The sequence below is a fragment of the Acinetobacter sp. UBA991 genome, assembly GCF_002292065.1.
In the GTDB taxonomy this organism is placed as follows: domain Bacteria; phylum Pseudomonadota; class Gammaproteobacteria; order Pseudomonadales; family Moraxellaceae; genus Acinetobacter; species Acinetobacter higginsii.
In genome coordinates this window covers 225344-242583 of the sequence record NZ_DBBF01000043.1, presented here as the reverse complement: position 1 = coordinate 242583, position 17240 = coordinate 225344, and the positions used below count along the sequence as shown (strand labels likewise).

Annotated in this window: 14 protein-coding genes and 2 tRNA genes; 9 read left to right on the top strand and 7 right to left on the bottom strand. The window is 35.9% G+C overall.

The window, feature by feature from the left end:
• Positions 1-154: 154 nt before the first annotated feature.
• From B2727_RS19420 to B2727_RS19410, 3 genes are all read left to right on the top strand, one after another.
• On the top strand, positions 155-763 hold the full coding sequence (locus B2727_RS19420; RefSeq protein WP_033132680.1) for a hypothetical protein: 609 nt from the start codon (positions 155-157) through the stop codon (positions 761-763).
• 313 nt (positions 764-1076) lie between these two features.
• A complete protein-coding gene (gene gapS6a / locus B2727_RS19415; protein ID WP_050511439.1) occupies positions 1077-1424 on the top strand; it encodes a GapS6a family protein in 348 nt (115 codons plus the stop codon).
• Positions 1425-1439: 15 nt separating this feature from the next.
• Positions 1440-4664, top strand: coding sequence for a PIN domain-containing protein (locus B2727_RS19410; protein ID WP_241345279.1), 3225 nt, complete (start codon positions 1440-1442; stop codon positions 4662-4664).
• Positions 4665-4917: 253 nt separating this feature from the next.
• Here the strand turns inward: B2727_RS19410 and B2727_RS19405 are convergent, their stop codons facing one another.
• Positions 4918-5925, bottom strand: coding sequence for a UPF0489 family protein (locus tag B2727_RS19405; protein WP_033132678.1), 1008 nt, complete (start codon positions 5923-5925; stop codon positions 4918-4920).
• Positions 5926-6435: 510 nt separating this feature from the next.
• Entirely contained in the window at positions 6436-7113 is a 678-nt protein-coding gene (locus tag B2727_RS19400; RefSeq protein WP_004803706.1) for a hydrolase, read from the bottom strand.
• A 136-nt stretch (positions 7114-7249) separates the two neighbouring features.
• Between B2727_RS19400 and B2727_RS19395 the strand changes: the two genes are divergently transcribed.
• A complete protein-coding gene (locus tag B2727_RS19395) occupies positions 7250-8170 on the top strand; it encodes a LysR substrate-binding domain-containing protein (RefSeq protein WP_033132749.1) in 921 nt (306 codons plus the stop codon).
• A gap of 7 nt (positions 8171-8177) precedes the next feature.
• On the opposite strand, the gene B2727_RS19390 is transcribed toward B2727_RS19395, so the two are convergent.
• Complete coding sequence (locus B2727_RS19390) at positions 8178-9104, bottom strand: LysR substrate-binding domain-containing protein (RefSeq protein ID WP_004803710.1); 927 nt, start codon at positions 9102-9104, stop codon at positions 8178-8180.
• A gap of 316 nt (positions 9105-9420) precedes the next feature.
• Complete coding sequence (gene ycaC, locus B2727_RS19385; RefSeq protein WP_004657244.1) at positions 9421-10047, bottom strand: isochorismate family cysteine hydrolase YcaC; 627 nt, start codon at positions 10045-10047, stop codon at positions 9421-9423.
• Between the two features lie 285 nt (positions 10048-10332).
• Between ycaC and B2727_RS19380 the strand changes: the two genes are divergently transcribed.
• From B2727_RS19380 to B2727_RS19365, 4 genes are all read left to right on the top strand, one after another.
• Positions 10333-11199 (top strand): pirin family protein, encoded by an 867-nt coding sequence (locus B2727_RS19380; protein WP_033132677.1) that lies wholly within the window; start codon positions 10333-10335, stop codon positions 11197-11199.
• Between the two features lie 432 nt (positions 11200-11631).
• Positions 11632-12930, top strand: a complete 1299-nt coding sequence (locus tag B2727_RS19375; RefSeq protein ID WP_004803715.1) for an FAD-dependent oxidoreductase — start codon at positions 11632-11634, stop codon at positions 12928-12930.
• Positions 12931-12932: 2 nt separating this feature from the next.
• Positions 12933-13760 carry an SAM-dependent methyltransferase gene (locus B2727_RS19370; protein WP_033132676.1) on the top strand — a complete coding sequence of 276 codons (828 nt, stop codon included), beginning with the start codon at positions 12933-12935 and terminating at the stop codon, positions 13758-13760.
• A 7-nt stretch (positions 13761-13767) separates the two neighbouring features.
• A complete protein-coding gene (locus B2727_RS19365; protein WP_005201535.1) occupies positions 13768-14190 on the top strand; it encodes a GFA family protein in 423 nt (140 codons plus the stop codon).
• 9 nt (positions 14191-14199) lie between these two features.
• On the opposite strand, the gene B2727_RS19360 is transcribed toward B2727_RS19365, so the two are convergent.
• Positions 14200-14275, bottom strand: a tRNA-Thr gene (locus B2727_RS19360).
• A gap of 100 nt (positions 14276-14375) precedes the next feature.
• Complete coding sequence (locus B2727_RS19355; protein ID WP_033132675.1) at positions 14376-14702, bottom strand: gamma-glutamylcyclotransferase family protein; 327 nt, start codon at positions 14700-14702, stop codon at positions 14376-14378.
• 1345 nt (positions 14703-16047) lie between these two features.
• Here B2727_RS19355 and B2727_RS19350 point away from each other — a divergent pair.
• Complete coding sequence (locus B2727_RS19350) at positions 16048-17001, top strand: hypothetical protein (protein ID WP_033132674.1); 954 nt, start codon at positions 16048-16050, stop codon at positions 16999-17001.
• Positions 17002-17156: 155 nt separating this feature from the next.
• On the opposite strand, the gene B2727_RS19345 is transcribed toward B2727_RS19350, so the two are convergent.
• Positions 17157-17240: transfer RNA gene (locus B2727_RS19345), tRNA-Ser, on the bottom strand.

Here is a 17240-nt window from a genome sequence, read left to right as displayed (position 1 = left end):
CATACTTTTTGATACACCACCAATTATCTGTATTAACAACATTTTTAATAGAACAATCTATAAGGTGGATGGCTAAGTCACGCCTATAAAAAAATATACCATTTTATCCCCTTGTGATTGTGAAGTATTGCATTAAACATGTGAGGGAATAACTATGACTGAATTAACTAAACCAAAAATCATTTCAATCGAAAACTACCCAAAAAAATCCAAGCTATTTTTAAAGTGTGTGGTGCTGCCGATTGTGATCTTTCTCATTGTTGCCAAGATTTTTTCCTTTAGTGCTTTCGCTTATATTTTCTTTAGTTTTTACCTATTCTGGTTTGTGATCATTTACTACCTTTATCAATATGGGAATACTTTCTTTAATGGTATGACTGAGCAACTGAGACGTCAGGGCGAAACCTTTAATTATCAAAATCGTGGAGTCTGGATTAACAGCCAAGACAAAACCATTATTCTGTTTGATCAGCCTGATCAACGTTTAGTCAAATATCCTTTTGACTACATTACTTCTGTTGGTCACTTTAATCTGGTTGAAGATAGAGTTTCATACTCCACTACTGTAATCAGTAACCCAATGATGGGAACACATGTTAATCAGCGTGAGCATAGGACGCCGATGAAGCGTGAGTTCCAAGTCAATATTGGCACACGAGATCAATTCAAACCTAACTATAGCCTAAAAGTACTATTTCCTTGGCGTAGTCCCAAAATGGCAAGTGAAATCCGCCAATTACTGTCGGCTGATCATTATCAATAGCAAATTAAGGATCAAGATGTATTAATGTCTAACCAGATAATAGCGACATGCAATACAATCATAATCTAGCCACATATCCTCCTATTTCTTGATAATCGCAAAAATTGGAGGATAGTTGATGAGAATTAGAAATCGTAGGAGTGAAGTTTCTTAGTGCTATTGATGGCCATATGAGCTGAATAATGTGGTAAAAACCAAATGAACTAGTAAACACATTAGAAAATATCTAAAAAATTATTACCCTAGTTCCTTGAAAAAATTATAAATATCTCCATTTAACTTACAAACAAATTTATATTAAATGAGCATAGTTATGGATATGGATGGATTTTTATCAGCTACCGCACTGTCAGGAGTTGTATATGACATTATGAAAACGTCTGCAACGCTGACCTTAGATAACTTGAAGCAAAAACTTAAAGGGTGGATCATTGATGAAGTTACTGCACAACAGCTAGTCAAAAATATCAATGAAATTCCTCAGGTTGATGAACTTAATGAAAAAGCTTTAACCAAAAGATTTGAAAAAAATGAAACTCTAATGGAATTACTACAGACCATTAAAGTCGATCAATCTGTTAAACAAGTGATACAAAATCACTCGGGATCAGGGGACAATGTCGCAGGTGATAAACATGTAACTTATAAAGCAGATCATTAAAAAATGGGGAGTACTATGACACAATCGGTCAAACAAGAACATTTGGGGACTGGTGATAATGTAGCTGGAAACAAGATTATTCAATCGATGCAAGCAGGTGATTTTGTCAAAGTTGCTCATGATCTATATTTCCTAATCAATATTGGAGCATTTAAAGAAGCAAAAAACACTCTAGTGCTAATAGAGCAATTGCCAAATAAGTCATTAGAATTAATACAATTGATTGAGGTGTTATCTATCTATTTGGAGGCTAAAGAAGAACAAAATATTGAAAATACAAATAAAATTAAGGAAGTAATTGGTTCAAATCCTGAAAAATTTAATGATTTATATAAATCCATCCTTGTAGAAGTCACATTTATATCTTCAGCTGCTGATGCATTAGCAATATATAACCTATATGAGCAAGAAACATCAATTTACTTAAAGAGTTTAAAATATAGATTATTTTCTGAAAAAGAAGAACTTAAGAAAATATTTGAAAGTGAATTACTAGTTTTAGATGATTTGAAACTTTTCTCTTTAGCTAACGGTTTAAATAGGGTTGAAGTTAAAAGTGATGCGCTAATTGCTTTAGAGAAGATTCATATAAAACATGAAAACTTAGAATTCTTAAAAATTGATATTAAGTTTGATATTTTATTGGTATTACTTGATAGACCTTTAATGTATCTAGAGAAGAACATTGTTGAAGATTTTTTCACTATTGCTTTTGAATTTATTGAATTAATTGAAGAAAAAAGGGAACTTAGCCAAAATGAATTAAAAATTTTGACTAATTTAGTTATTACATCTGATTTCTCAATCTGTAATATTATGGATGTGGCTGTAAAATTCATCAATGTTATTAGACCAATAAGTAGTGAGGTTGCTAATGCTTTAGAAAAATACTCAGAAAAAAATGTAGAAATTAGTCAGGATATATTGAGTAAAATAAATGATTTAAAACCCTTGAATCTGGAAGAGGCTATTCTTTGCCTAAATGCAATAACTCTAAAGAAAATTAATTTTAAGGCATTAACAAGATGGATTTCTCAATGTGGAGAAGTTGAAGATAAAAATAACTTTGATAAAGATTTATTAACTTTGGTTTTAAAGTCTTTTGTTTTTAAAGATAAAAAAAATATTGTTGAATTTGAAGAGGATTTTTCTAAATTTTTAGATTATAAAGAAACTAAGTTTAGAAGAGTGCAACCATTCTATATAATTACTCTTTGTGAAAATTTATTCGTATTTAAAAAACAGCAATTTTTAAATACGAATAAATTGCTGGAGAAAGTTGTTTCCAGAAATTCTTTTCAGTCAATAGTTTATTTATATTATCTTTATTCTCTAATGAATTTAGAAAAATATGACACATTAAAGTCTCATTTAGAAAAAATTGATTCTAATAATATAGATTTTAATTTTTTAATATTAAGGGCGAGATATTATAGCCTTATAGGGGATTATGGAAATTCAAAAAATGATTATATGAGGATTACTGACTCATATAAGGGGAATTTAAATATTTGGTCAGATTATTTACTTTTAAGCTTGAAATTCGAAAATTTAGATCAAACAAAAAAAATATTAGATGATATTCCTGAAAAAATTCTAACACCAAGAGCTAAGAATATTTTTAGATTTATTTATTTGGTGTATACAGAAATTGATTCTGTTTATGCAGAAAAGTTAATAACAAAATTATTTTTAATGGAGCCTAATTTTGCTGCTCCTTATTTGTGTAATATGCATTTAACTCTAATTGCTAATAAAAAAGAGCTTGTAAGTGATTTGATGTATGAAAATATTTATGCGGGTGTAATTTATGAAGATGAAGGTGAACGAAAGCAAAAACTGATTGTTTCCGATGATTTCTCTGATTATTCACATTTTGTTAATGCTGATTGTAATTTAGGTATTTCTTTGCTTGAAATGGATATTGATGAGGAACGTATTGTAGATTTTCAAAAGATAAAATTAATTGAGAAACAACCAGTTTATGTAACTATTTTTCAGATAGCATTACAAATAACTAAAGATAATAGACATAACTCTTCAGATTTTACTTTTTATCCATTTAAGGTTAGAGATGATTTTGTTGTCGAGGATATGAAAGAAATTTTAAATCGCTTTTCTGTAGGTGATCCTAGAGAAGAGTTAATTTATAATCCTGATCTATCGATGTATATAAAAGGTAGCTTATTTAAAGATAATGAAGAGTTTGAGACTGTTTTAAAAATATTGCAGAATAAGAATGCAAATTTCTGTTTATCTAATCCTGTTGGTAATACAGTAGTTTGTGATGCACTTGTATTAGATGCTTATTCCTTCACTTATTTATGTTTTAATGATAACTATAAAGCACTAATTAGAGCAGGGATTAAAGTTTTTCTTACCAATGAAACTTTTGAGATTATTTCTACATGGGTAAAAAAGGTTACTGATAAGGAATTTTTATCTATAGCTTTATCAGAAGAATCCTTAATAAAAACAGATGCGAATACTATTTCAACTTATTATGTGTCATTTATTGATCAATTAAATGAACTGCTTAGTCATTCAATGGTAATTTCTCCAAATATTATAGATTTACCTGATTTTGCCAATCAAATAAGAGATATTCTGAGTCCTTCAGTTTTTTCTACTTTAAGACTTTCAATTGCAAATGATATTCCGTGGTTATGCTTGGATTCCGCACTTAGAACAATATTTGTTAAGGAAGATGATGTTAAAGTTATAAAGTTGCATGATTTTTTAAGTTTGCTAGGAAATTATTTGGACTTTGAGGGACGTAAAACTTCCATAATTCAATGGTCGAATTTTGGACTTTTTACGGTTTATAATTACAGTGACTTGATTGAACTTGCAAGATCAACTGATTCAAACGATTGGATCTTATTAAAGAATTTATTAAATGAAACTCCATTAAGTTTTAATGATTACGAACAAGCCTTGGTTGTTTTATCAGCTATTCTGAAACTCACACTTGTCAAATTTTTGAAAAAACATAATTTGATAGAAATAATGTCATTAGAAAACCTAATTTTTGCGTGTCTCAACAAATGTATGCAAAGTACATATGGAGAATTTAGAGAAGATCGTTTAGCGAAAGTGATTGTTGAAGTAATAGATTCGATAAAAGTTACAGAATATTTATTTAATATATTCTGTAACTTTCTTGGCCAGTATGCTGTAGGGAATTTTTTAAATATAAATTATATTAATGAAAAAATTGAGATTTTAATAAATGAATAATTTATGAAGGGGTATTGATCTAATCTGTAATTACAAGCATCTACAAAACTATTTTTTGTTCAGTACGTTAGGATTTGTTGCACAAATCTATCTCATAGGGCTTATTCAGCAATATAATTCCTATATGAATAAGTCTGCACCTAAAATCTATTGTACAAAGAATTAGTTTTCTTGCATCCGAGCTTTGATCAATCGTGGAAATATCAATATGAGAAAACTGCGAATTTGCTATAAGAGTTGATCTGTATTCATGTTATTTATTGCGAGATGTGGCTGTATCTATATGTTTTTTTAATTCGCTTAGCAAAAAATCTGAGTTAAAAGAGCATTCATTTTCAGCCTCTTCTTTCCCCATAAGAACACATGCACTTTCTTTTGCAATTGTGATAGCTTGTGCATGCCTTATCAATGCGTAAAAACATTCGTAATTTCGTGGATTGATTGACTTAGTGTTATGAAAATAATCTAGATCAATATCAAGTATGTATGGCTCTTCTGTCACAACTTTACCTGTTGTAGTAATTGTCATGTTGCTTGCCAGCCCAATCTGATTGTATAAAAAACAATCATCAATAACGTTACTGTTATATTTATGCACGCATGAATCTTCTTCTGCACTACTAAGACCATCACATTTTATATTAGGTTCAACGATGAACATTTTATCTGTTGGCATACTATAGGTTTTTATATAATTTAAATCATCTTCGTGTGGATAACTAGGGGCAATGAGAGTTTTTAGCTTATCTAAGCGTCCACTGTTAAATGCTTCCTTTATACTACGGTCATACTCAGTTTGTTTTTGGCGATATTCTTTGAGTAAATTTGACTCAGTAGGTGATGTAATCATATTGCTACTAGGTAATGTTATTGAATAACTTAATATGCCTAACTTAATAGATAAATCTATATGTTCGTCGTTGCGAAGATCTTTTAACAATGGTTCTATTTGATCATAGCTATATACTTCTGCTAATTCTTTAAGTTTTGCAACAAGCAAAGAAATTTCACATTCTATTTCGCCCCCTTTTTGTTCACAATCTCTTGCTTGTTGCATTTGAGTCCCATAATAAAATCTGAAAGCTTGCATTGTATCAGTGTGATGATCTAATGTTATTAGGTGTGGGACTGATCTTATTCTTTCTTTAATCATCAACCAAGGTATAACTGCTGTAGCATGATCCTCGAATATATAAACGGGCTTGTTATTAATATGTTCTAATAAAAAGTCTTTTTTGTTATATAGATAGTTCGTCTGCATTTTAATCTCTAAAAAATTCAATTCATATTTATGATAACTTAAATAGCTCGTTGTTAACTTGCGATAAGTCAATTCTTTTTAAAGCCCATACTTGATAAATGTGGAAACTAGCTTAGAAAAGGCATTTTTTAACTTTATCAAGTGTGTAAATTAGAGCAGGAAAGGGAATTGGAAGACGGAAATAGTACTAAAGATCCTTTTCCAATAAAATTTATTTTGATTGATCAGAATCCACTATTTGTACAATTCCCTTATACTTGGTAGTGTGATCCTTATGCGGATTCATGCTGTCAGATCTACTTTTGTAAAGTTAAAAAGACGTAAGATCTCATAAATCAAAAAAATCTCTTCTTAATCAGCTTTAACTTTACAAAAAATTATTAATTTATCTTAAGTATTTGAATTAAATACTTTATATAAAATTATATATGGACTTCCGTTCTAGATTGAAGTAACAGACATAAAAAAGGCATAGAACTCAGTTCTATGCCTTTTTTGTTGGTGTTGATTTTATCGCGCAGAGTCCAAGGTTTCGTGGTTAGTCACCACTTCTTGGGCTTTGCTATAGCTTTCAATCAGAAGCTGATAAGCTGGGAAAATCTGGGTATAGACCTGCGCCCATTCCAATGCATCGTCACGATTCCACGTACGCTGGATTTCTGATGCCACAGCCGCTGTATCCATCGGCACCACACCGGCTTGCACCACACGGGCTAGGGTAATTTCTTCGGCCATTTTACTATAGGTTCCAGAAGCATCAATCACGGCAAAGACTTTATAGCCTTCGGCAACTGCACTGATTGCAGGGAAAGCCATACACACGCTGGTAATGGTTCCTGCAATGATCAGGGTATTACGGCCTGTCGCTTTAACTGCATTGACAAAGTCTTGGTTATGCCATGCATTGATTTCACCTTTACGTGGCACATATTGGGCATGAGGTGCATTGGCATGGATTTCTGGAATTAAAGGGCCATTGGGGCCTTGGGGTACAGACGCGGTGGTAATCACAGGAATGTTGGCTAAACTGGCAATCTTAGCCAAGGCTGCTGCACGTTGACGTAATTCAGGCATTGGCATATCGCCGACGGTTTGGAATAAACCACTTTGGTGATCAATCAATAACATCACGGCATCATTGACATCGATAACAGGTGCTTGACCATTGAAGTTTGCTGGCATTGTCATTGTTGTATCCTCATCTTGTCTTAGGGGGTATAATTGATGATATAGACAGGACGATGGGTGAAAAATATCTGTAATAGGATATATTGTCATGTCAAAAGAACAATTGTGGTCATCATTGACGGATCGAGCAAATAACATGAAAGATTTAAATGACTTATATTTTTTTGTGAAAGTGATCGATTGCGGTGGTTTTTCAGCAGCCAGTCAGGAATTGATGGTGACCAAGTCTTTACTGAGTCGTCGTATTGCTGAACTAGAAGATCGACTGGGAGTGAAGCTGATCAATCGAACCACCCGACAGGTGTCGATTACCGAGGTGGGTAAAATCTATTATCAGCATTGCAAGGCCATGTTGATTGAAGCTGAAGCTGCCGAAGAAGCAATCGAATTTTTAACGGCCGAGCCACGTGGATTGATCAAGCTGTCTTGCCCGACCAATTTGTTGCATATCAATATCAGTCAAATGTTGAATGAGTTTTTACGGCTGTATCCGAAAATCAGTCTGCATGTCGAAGCGACCAACCGCCGTGTGGATTTAATCAATGAGCGTTTTGATTTGGCAGTGCGAATTCGTCCTTTACCGTTACCAGACAGTGATTTAATTGTGCGTGAGTTGGCTTTGGCACGGCAATTTATTGTTGCAAGTCCAGACTTATTACATCAGTTTTATTCAATTAGCGAGCCGCAACAACTGACCCAATTTCCCGTGCTCATGATGGAATCCTTTGCCCCTGAATATTATTGGCAATTATTTTCAAAGGATCAGCAAGAACTCAAAGTGCAGTGCCATCCGCGTCTCACCACTACGGATTTAACCGCACTCAGAGAAGCCACGCTGCAAGGTTTGGGCGTGGCAAAATTACCAGAGTTGCTGGTGGCTGAAGACATAAAACAAGGGCGTTTGATTCATGTATTGCCTGAATGGCAGCCTAAACCCGAGCTGATTCACTTGGTCTATACCTCTAGACGTGGATTGTTGCCATCAATGAAATTATTGATCGATTTTCTGGTGCAAAAATTTGCTGAAGTGAAACAGCACAATTCAGTGCTTTATTAATACTGCACTATAAAGAATAGCCACTGTCAGTTTTTGCCAATTCTCTCAGGCCTTCCATCAGGGTCTCGATCAGCTTTTCCACCACCAAACGTTGACCTTTTCGCGAGGCATACACCAGCTGTACGGTACCCCGATTGGACTTCCATTCGGGTAATAGGTGAATCAGTTTACCTTTTTGAATATCGGCTTGTACTGTGAGATAAGGTAGATCTGCAATGCCCAAACCATCATGGACCGCATAATAAACCCCGGCCAAATCATTGCTTTTGACCCGCGGTTGATAAGGTACATCCACGCTTTCATCACTGTGAACATGACATAAATGCCAATAATATTGATGTTTTTGAATACCCAAGGCTACGCTCGGATAGTGCTGTAATTCTGAATAATGCTGAATGGTTCTGTCTTGTAGTAATTCTGGTGCTGCCACCAGACAATGCTCGGTTCGAATCACATCGCGGACAATGAGACTGGAATCTTGATTGGGTTCAAAACTGGTACGGATCGCGATATCAATATCATCATGTAGCACATCGACACGACGGCTAGTGAGCTCTAAAGAGATTTCAACTTTGGGATAGGCTTTTAAAAACTGATTGAGTAATTTCCGAATCTGGAAATGCATCATTAACGGTGGGCAACTGATTTTGACCATGCCTTGCGGTTCATTTTTCTGCTTGAGTAGGACATTCTCGGCACATTCGACCTGTGCAATCACTTTGCAGCATTCTTCATAAAACTCTTGTCCTAAATCTGTGACTTTAAAATGACGGGTGGTGCGTTGAATCAGGCTGACATTGAATTTATGTTCCAGTTCAATGATGCGACGGCTAAGCTTGGATTTACTGATATTCTCAGCTTCGCTGGCCGCACTAAATCCGCCGTGTTTCACCACCAAATAAAAATAATGAAAGTCATCAAATGAGTTGATCAAGGCAAAGCGAATCCGATAAATATGACAAGATTAGAATAGCATTAACTAGGGGGCTGTTGACATTTCACCTTACGAGCTATAGCTCTCATTGCGACAGAAAATGTCTCTGTCTTTGAGCTTCGCCTTGCGTTGCAATCAAAGCAGTGCTTTGCTCTTGCTCAGGGTTATAGCTAAAACTTCCCTAAACTGCGTTATGAAACTTGGTAAGGGGAAGACCATTACCTGTGCATTTCATGCCTTGTTTATGTCGTTTTGGCTGATAACGCAAGACATGGCGAAAATATCAACAGACTCCTTCTAATCTTGATATGACGGTTTATTTTTCTGCAGTGTTGGTGAAATAACTTGTCATCAAGTTGCGATAATCAGGAATATGATTCGAGAATAAAGCGCCTAAGCCTTCGATGTCATTGCGCCAGTCACGGTGTAGTTCACAAGCCATCCCAAACCAAGTCATCAGCTGTGCACCTGCTTGTGACATACGATCCCATGCCGCATCGCGAGTGAGCGCATTAAAGGTACCTGACGCATCGGTAATCACAAATACTTCGAAGTCTTCTGCTAGTGCAGACAGGGCTGGGAATGCGACACAGACTTCCGTGACCACACCAGCAATAATCAATTGTTTTTTACCTGTAGCTTTGACCGCTTTAACAAAGTCTTCATTGTCCCAAGCATTGATTTGGCCTGGACGAGCGATATAAGGGGCATCTGGGAACAGTTCTTTCAGTTCAGGGACCAGTGGACCATTTGGGCCATTTTCAAAGCTGGTGGTGAGAATTGTTGGTAAGTTGAAGTATTTTGCGGCATCTGCCAATGCCAAAACATTGTTTTTAAATTTGTCTGGATCAATATCCCGAACCAATGAAAGGAGGCCAGCTTGGTGGTCGACCAAAAGTACCGCTGCGTTGTCTTTGTCTAGGCGAATATAATCTTTAGCCATTGTTGTATCCTCATGTTTTTGTAAAAAGAACACGGAAAAGAAAGTGAATTTCCGTCGTGCTTGAAATTATGCTAGTTAAATTTTTCATGTAGATGAAGCGCAAAAAATGAGATAAACAATATCAAAAATAGGATGATTGATAATGTTTAGGGATTGATTCGTTTTTTAATTTTCAATTGTCCTATATGTAGAATAATGTGTTGCCATTCTGAGGCTATAAGCACACCTGCTTGAGGCGTAAAATAGATCCCAAGAACAGAACTTCTACTCTATAGGAGAAACCAAATGAAAAGAATTCTGGGTGTGTATCAAAATAAACACATGCACTGGGTCGGTGATGGTTTCCCAGTGTATAACTTGTTTTCCTATGACCGTTTAGGCCAAAGCCTCAGCCCATTCCTTTTATTGGACTATGCTGCACCATACCGTTTTGACCCAACCACAGCACAACATGGTGTCGGTTCGCATCCACATCGTGGCTTTGAGACCGTGACCATTGCTTATCAAGGTGAAGTGACGCATAAAGACTCAAGTGGCGGTGGCGGAACCATCAAAGCTGGTGATGTGCAATGGATGACCGCAGGTGGTGGTATCTTGCATCAAGAGTTCCATTCGCCTGAGTTTGCCCATCAAGGTGGTTTGTTTGAAATGGTTCAGTTGTGGGTTAATTTGCCAGCGCATTCCAAAATGACGCCAGCAAAATATCAAGCCATTGAAGCCGATCAAATTCAGCACATTAAATTGGATGATGCGGGTAGTGAGATGCGAGTGATTGCAGGTCAATACCAAGACACCGCAGGTGCAGCAACCACCTTTAGTCCAGTCAATGTCTGGGATGGTACGATTGTAAAAGATCAGCAACATACTTTTTATGCGACCGAAGGCCATACCGCATTGTTGGTATTGCTCTCTGGTCAGGTGGTCTTAAATGAGAACCGAAGCATAGAAGCACCGAGTTTGGTGGTGCTGAGCCGTGAAGAAATTGACTTTAGCATCAAGGCCGAACAAGACAGTAAATTCCTGATTTTGACTGGGCAGCCACTGAATGAACCGATTGAAGGTTATGGACCTTTTGTCATGAATAGCAAAGCGGAAATCGTTGAAGCCGTTCGTGATTTCAATAGTGGTAAATTTGGTTCAATGCAAGCTTAATTGCAAGTTAAATCAGTTGTTTATATAAGAAAGCCTATCACTCCGTTAGAGTGATAGGCTTTCGCTGTAAGGGTCCTCTATTGATTTTTTTAATATTATGTCACTTATAATTATTCAGCTTGTTATGTGACTTTGTTCTCGTTATTGTTTAATAAAAATAGCACTAATATTGGGCTTTGCAAAGGCTATAAAACACTGAAAATGAAAAAATATAGAATGTTCTGTATGTTTTTGTGTCCTAAAATGTAATAAGTCTAATTTTTTCATTATGTTAAGATAGAAATGCAATTTGTGATAAAATGTAACAAGAATCCAACAACGATATTACGACAAAAGTCTGGCAGAAGCCTTCAATCTGGTATTTTTTAATACCGTGTTTCGCTTAACTATCGGTCATAATCAAGAAAAATCATCAACTGATGGGACATAATTTTGGATATTGCAATTATTGGCAGTGGAATGGCAGGACTTGCCTCAGCCAGAATCCTACATGATGCAGGGCATAAGGTAACTATATTCGAAGCACTCGCAGGGCGAGGCATGGATAGTCATAGTATTGATTTTGATGGTGGCATTATTGATGCCCCGCTACGCGTAATGAATCCAAAGCTTTGGCAAAATACTTTAAGTTTGGCAAGCTACTTGGGCATAGAAACTTTCCCTGTCCGTACCTTTATGGCTTGCAGTTGGTTGTTTGAAGATAAAACAGATACATGGCTCACCACTTCACGTAGCCGTATTGGCAATTTCCCGATTATTAATAACCGCAAAGGCATTCAGCAATATGGTTGGCGCTTGGTCAAAGGCATGTTGCAGCTGAAAACAGCGGTGCATCAATTTTTTAAATCAGATAATCAGGACATCACACTAGCTGAATTCATGAATCAATATCATATTGAGGAAGTGTTCTGGCATGGTACGGTGATGCCAGTGCTGTATACCATTTGTACTTGCCATCCTAAAACCATTGGAGAATGGCCAGCCAAACCTTTATTAGAATTTATCCGTCAGTTGACGGAAGGTGAAGCCTTACTGCGAATGAAAGGCGGAACGCCTGCACTGGTCAATCGCTTGATTGAAGGCATTGAAATTCATAGTGGTTCGCCTGTTCAAAAAGTTGAAGAGCAGGGCGAAAAAGTTTTGGTGGAAAATGCACAGGGTGAAAGCCAGTTATTTGATCGTGTGGTGATTGCGACACCAACCCCAGTGATTGAAGATTTCCTCAAGCAGCCACAATTTGCCGATGATATTGCCTTACTGAAAAAATTCCGCTTTGAACAAGGTGATTTGGTGATTCATACCGATCCAATCGTGATGCCACAACGCCGTAAAGATTGGGCAGTATTGAGCTATATGATGGATCGTAAATTTACCCGTCAGCAATTTACCGTATGGATCAATGCAATTGAACCAAGCTTGGTGGGTAAAAATGCCGTGTTCCAGACGTGGTGTCCGGTGATTGATATCGATCCGAAGAAAATCATTTCCAAGGTGAAACTTACCCGTGCGGTGGTTGACTCAGAAACGGTCGCTCTGAATAAACAAATTCAGCAACGTCATTTGGATTTAAACCGTAAAGTATTCTATTGCGGTTCATGGTCGTGTGATGGTTTGCCGATCTTAGAATCTGCTGTGACCTCTGCGATGCATATTTCTGAAATCTTAGGTGCCGCCGTTCCATTTGTGGGATTAAAACCAAAAGTCAAAGTTGCGCCTGAACTCGGTTATTAAGCATGGCCACCTTCAAGCAAGCGCTGATCGAAAAAGTCATAGGGCATAAATATGCGATTGATGCCAAACGGCTCGGTGATGATGCATGGCTTGCTTGGAGTAATTTAGGTTTTTGGCAAGGCCAACATCATTGTTATCCACAGGCCTGCCAAAGTCTGGCCGATCAAATTGCACAATCGATTCAACTGAAATCCACAGATCATGTTTTAGATCTAGGCTGTGGACAAGGTGCCAGTTTGTTGCACTGGACCCAGCATTATCACATTCAACAACTCAGTGCAGTTGAGTTGCAGCCTGATTGTGTCAAACGAATTCAAAAACAATTACCGCAGGTTCAAATTCATTGTGGATCTTTTTTGAATTTAAAAGCACTGCAATTTTTGAATTCATTTGATGTGGTGCTGTGTATAGATGCGGCTTATCACAGTGATTTGAATTCATTTCTCAATTCAGCATCTTCAGTTTTAAATTCAAAAGGTCGGATCGCATTTCACACCCTGATGTGGTCGGAAAATTGGCTACAGTGTTCTGCTCTGCAAAAACAAAAATATCGCTATCTGTTAAAAAGTGCGGATGTGAATTGGCAGCATGTGATGGATCAGCAGCAGCTAGGGCAGGCTTTAGCGCAGCATGGTTTTACGGATATTCAAATTCAGGATTTTTCTGAGCCGGTGTTGAATGGTTTTGCGGAATATATCGAAACACGGAAAATTGAAAAATCAGCGTTTGATTTGGCTCAACTCAAAATAAACATGACTGCCAAGTTGTGCCGAAAACTCTACCAAGATGGATTAGTGCGTTATATTCAAATCAGTGCAGTAAAAAAGTGAGAACAAGATGCCAAATGAATATAAAGGTTCATGCCTGTGTGGGGCAGTGAGCTATCAGGCGGAGGTTGCGCCACGTTATCGTTTTAATTGTCATTGTCGTGATTGTCAGAAGGCCACAGGCAGTGCTTATGCACCGATTGCTTTCTTTCATCAATCCGAACTGAAAATTAATGGTGAATTAAAATATTTTGAGTCTTTGGGATTATCAGGTAAGCCAATCCGCCGTGCATTTTGCCCCAATTGTGGTTCACAAATGTTTGGTCTACCAGAACTCGTACCTGAAATGATTTCAATCCGTGCAGGAACATTGGATGATCCAAATTTGTATCAACCGCAAGCAGAATGTTTTGTGAGTCATGCAAATGAATGGGATTTATTAAATCCGAATATTTCGCATTTTGAGAAAATGATGGGGAAGAAACGAGAGTAAAGCGAGAAATGGTGCCGGCACACGGATTCGAACTGTGGACCTACTGATTACAAGTCAGTTGCTCTACCAACTGAGCTATGCCGGCAACGTGGCGAGAATTCTACAGAATCTGTTTAAAAAAACAAGCGAAAAAATGAGCAATCAGATAAATTTAATTGGATTGCCGAATTTTCGCCAATTTCAGCTTAGCTATTGAGTGCATAGACAAAGGAATCAATGGCTTCGCCTGTGCTTAAATGGGCTTTAACAGGGACACGTTGATAGCCTGCGCCTTCAAATTCATCCAGTGCTTGCCAGTGTTGTTCTAGGTTGTCTGAGAAAAACACAAAGCCAGATACCTTTTGATCTGTTTGATCTAAAACAATACCTGGAAAGCCTAATTCAGCTCCCCAGCCTTGTTGTTTGAGAGTGCCAAATACATGTGCTTCTGCCCATGTGCCACCGATATTTTCCATAACATGAGCATTGGGACGGTTTGGTCCTAGAGTCCCGTAAACAAATAAACTGAGCATACTGAAAGGTAGAAAAGTAAAACGAATAGAGTAGCAGAGATGGGGCAGGATCGGGTATAAGCATGGATAAAAGAATTTTATTTTTTGAGAAATTATTATCTTTTGATATTTATGTAAGTGTTTAATTTTTGCCTTCTAACTCAATAAAAATATACCTCATATTCTAATTTAAAATTTTATACCTAATAGGTCAGTTTAATATACATATCAGGTGGATTATCGAGTAAGTATCTTACTTGGTCTAATTTAGATAAAATTTCTAAATGCGAGTATTTTACTGCCTTAAACTCGATAGAAACTATCAAGGAAGGATTGGCATCCTGTAATGAAAATTGGTATAGAAATAAAAAATAATTTGATTAAATTTTTTTTATTCATAGCATATACTTCTACTTCCTGTATTGATTTTAATACTATAAGTGAAGTAAATCCTCAGAACAATAGCGTTAACAAAAAGTAGCATTGATGTAATATCTTCGATATATTTTTAATTAAAAATATAGATTGTTTAAGGTAAGTTAATCTTGTTGGATTTTATTTTTAAGAAAATTTGTTGCATAAAGATTTAAAAGATAATACTTCCCCAAGCAACTCAAATTTAAGACATAACTTGGCTATGAGGTCTGCCTAATTGGGTAAATTTCTTTTATATTTGCCTGACTATTTTCCATATTGGGCTTGCTAAATGCTTGACTGTCTGAAGCAGATCATTGTGGATTGGTACGTTAGGAACAGGACTGACTGGTAGACTATGAACAAGAATGGGGGCAGTTTATCCAGTCATTTGTACAATGGAAGGCTGTTAGAAATATTTGCTATCACTCATTGGGATGCAGCCTAATTTATTTGGCTACATTTTTACTATTTTCACTTTAATGAGAATAAGCAGCTCATTGTATTTGAAATTTTTGATCGAAATAATGAATTAGACAGGTTGATTCGTGTGTAAATAAAGGATTTAAATCATGAAAAAGACAGATTTTATGAAAATGGCTTGTGTATTGGCTATCGTTTTTCTTGGTGGATGCCAAACTTTAATTCGAGATATCTGGGGAGTTTAATAACGTATAGTAATTTTCAAAAAGGCAATTTATCAGTTCTAGGTGGATGCCCTGATAAATATTGAAAGAACATAGAGTGTTGTAAACTGGGGATATTGCTAAATAAAAGAGAATGGATATCTTTTATGAGAGCAGTGATATAGGTTATTTTTGAATTTACCTAAATTTTTTGAGGTAAAGCATCTAAAAAATCTAAATTGGGAATCAATAAGTATTTCATGATAGGTCTACATGATTTGGGGAAGCTCATTTAAAGGGCGTTATAGAAATTGGTTTAATAAGAAATGAATGATTTAACAACAAGATTTTTAAATAATTTTAGTCAGTGGCATGAAGTAGGGCTAACAACTATAAAAGCAATTATTTCGATTGGAATATTATGCTTAGTTGCCTATCTGCTCACAATCGGTTATATCCCTTCAGAAATTAGCTTTGGCGATACACTTATTTTTCTATTGATTTTTGTTGCCTGTTCAATTGTCTATGCTGGATTAAGCATGGTACTGTTTTTCTTTGGAATTTCCTTAATGCCTATGGTCTATCTAATTCTTAGTACTGTAGATAAGTATTTGCCACAGCATACACGAATAGGTAAAAAACTTCCCTTTCCAAAGATAAGTATTCTTACATTGATTGCCTCCCTATATCTCTTATATACCATTCGTGGTTTGTTGTTATTACATTGGAAAATCAGCTTTTATGTAGCTCTTACTTCGGCCTTTATTTCGCTGTTCTATTATGCTTTTTATATTAATAGACAGAAGATCAAAGAGTTTGGCAATAAGTTTGAAAATTTAAAGGATATTATTGATGATCCTGATGCCAGTGAAAATCTTAAAACATTTGCCAGAGCTAAATTAAAGAGATTAGAAACACATATCAAAGACAGTATACAAATATTGTTCTTTCTTATCCTAATTCCTCTTGTCCCTATGTTTTTTATTGGAGATATTGGCAAAGTATTCTTAGATTTCACGATGCAAAAAACAGGTGTCAGTATAGAAAAAGCGACACTGTATATTAAAGCCCCTTATGCCAACTTAATTGATTTACCCAAAACAACAACTCCTGAGCTAAGTGAACATCAAACCTTTATTTTTAAGGATGTAAAAGTTTTATTCCAAGGTATTGGTAAAAATACTCTGATTGCTTACAAAGTTAAAAAGGTTGAGAAACAGATCGTTATTCCAAATGAGTACATTACGATTGAGAGAGTTCGGAAAGTTGATGAAAACTAGATTTAAATTATTAGATGATTTAATTTTATATTATTGTTTTTAATCATAATATTTAATATTCATTAAGGTTAATTGAAAAACATAAGCCAATAAAAAAGCTTAAATCCTTCGATTTAAGCTTTCTCATTTCATGCAATCACATGAATAAAAAAATCTGGCGGTGAGAGAGGGATTCGAACCCTCGATACGCGCAAACGTATACACACTTTCCAGGCGTGCTCCTTCAGCCACTCGGACAC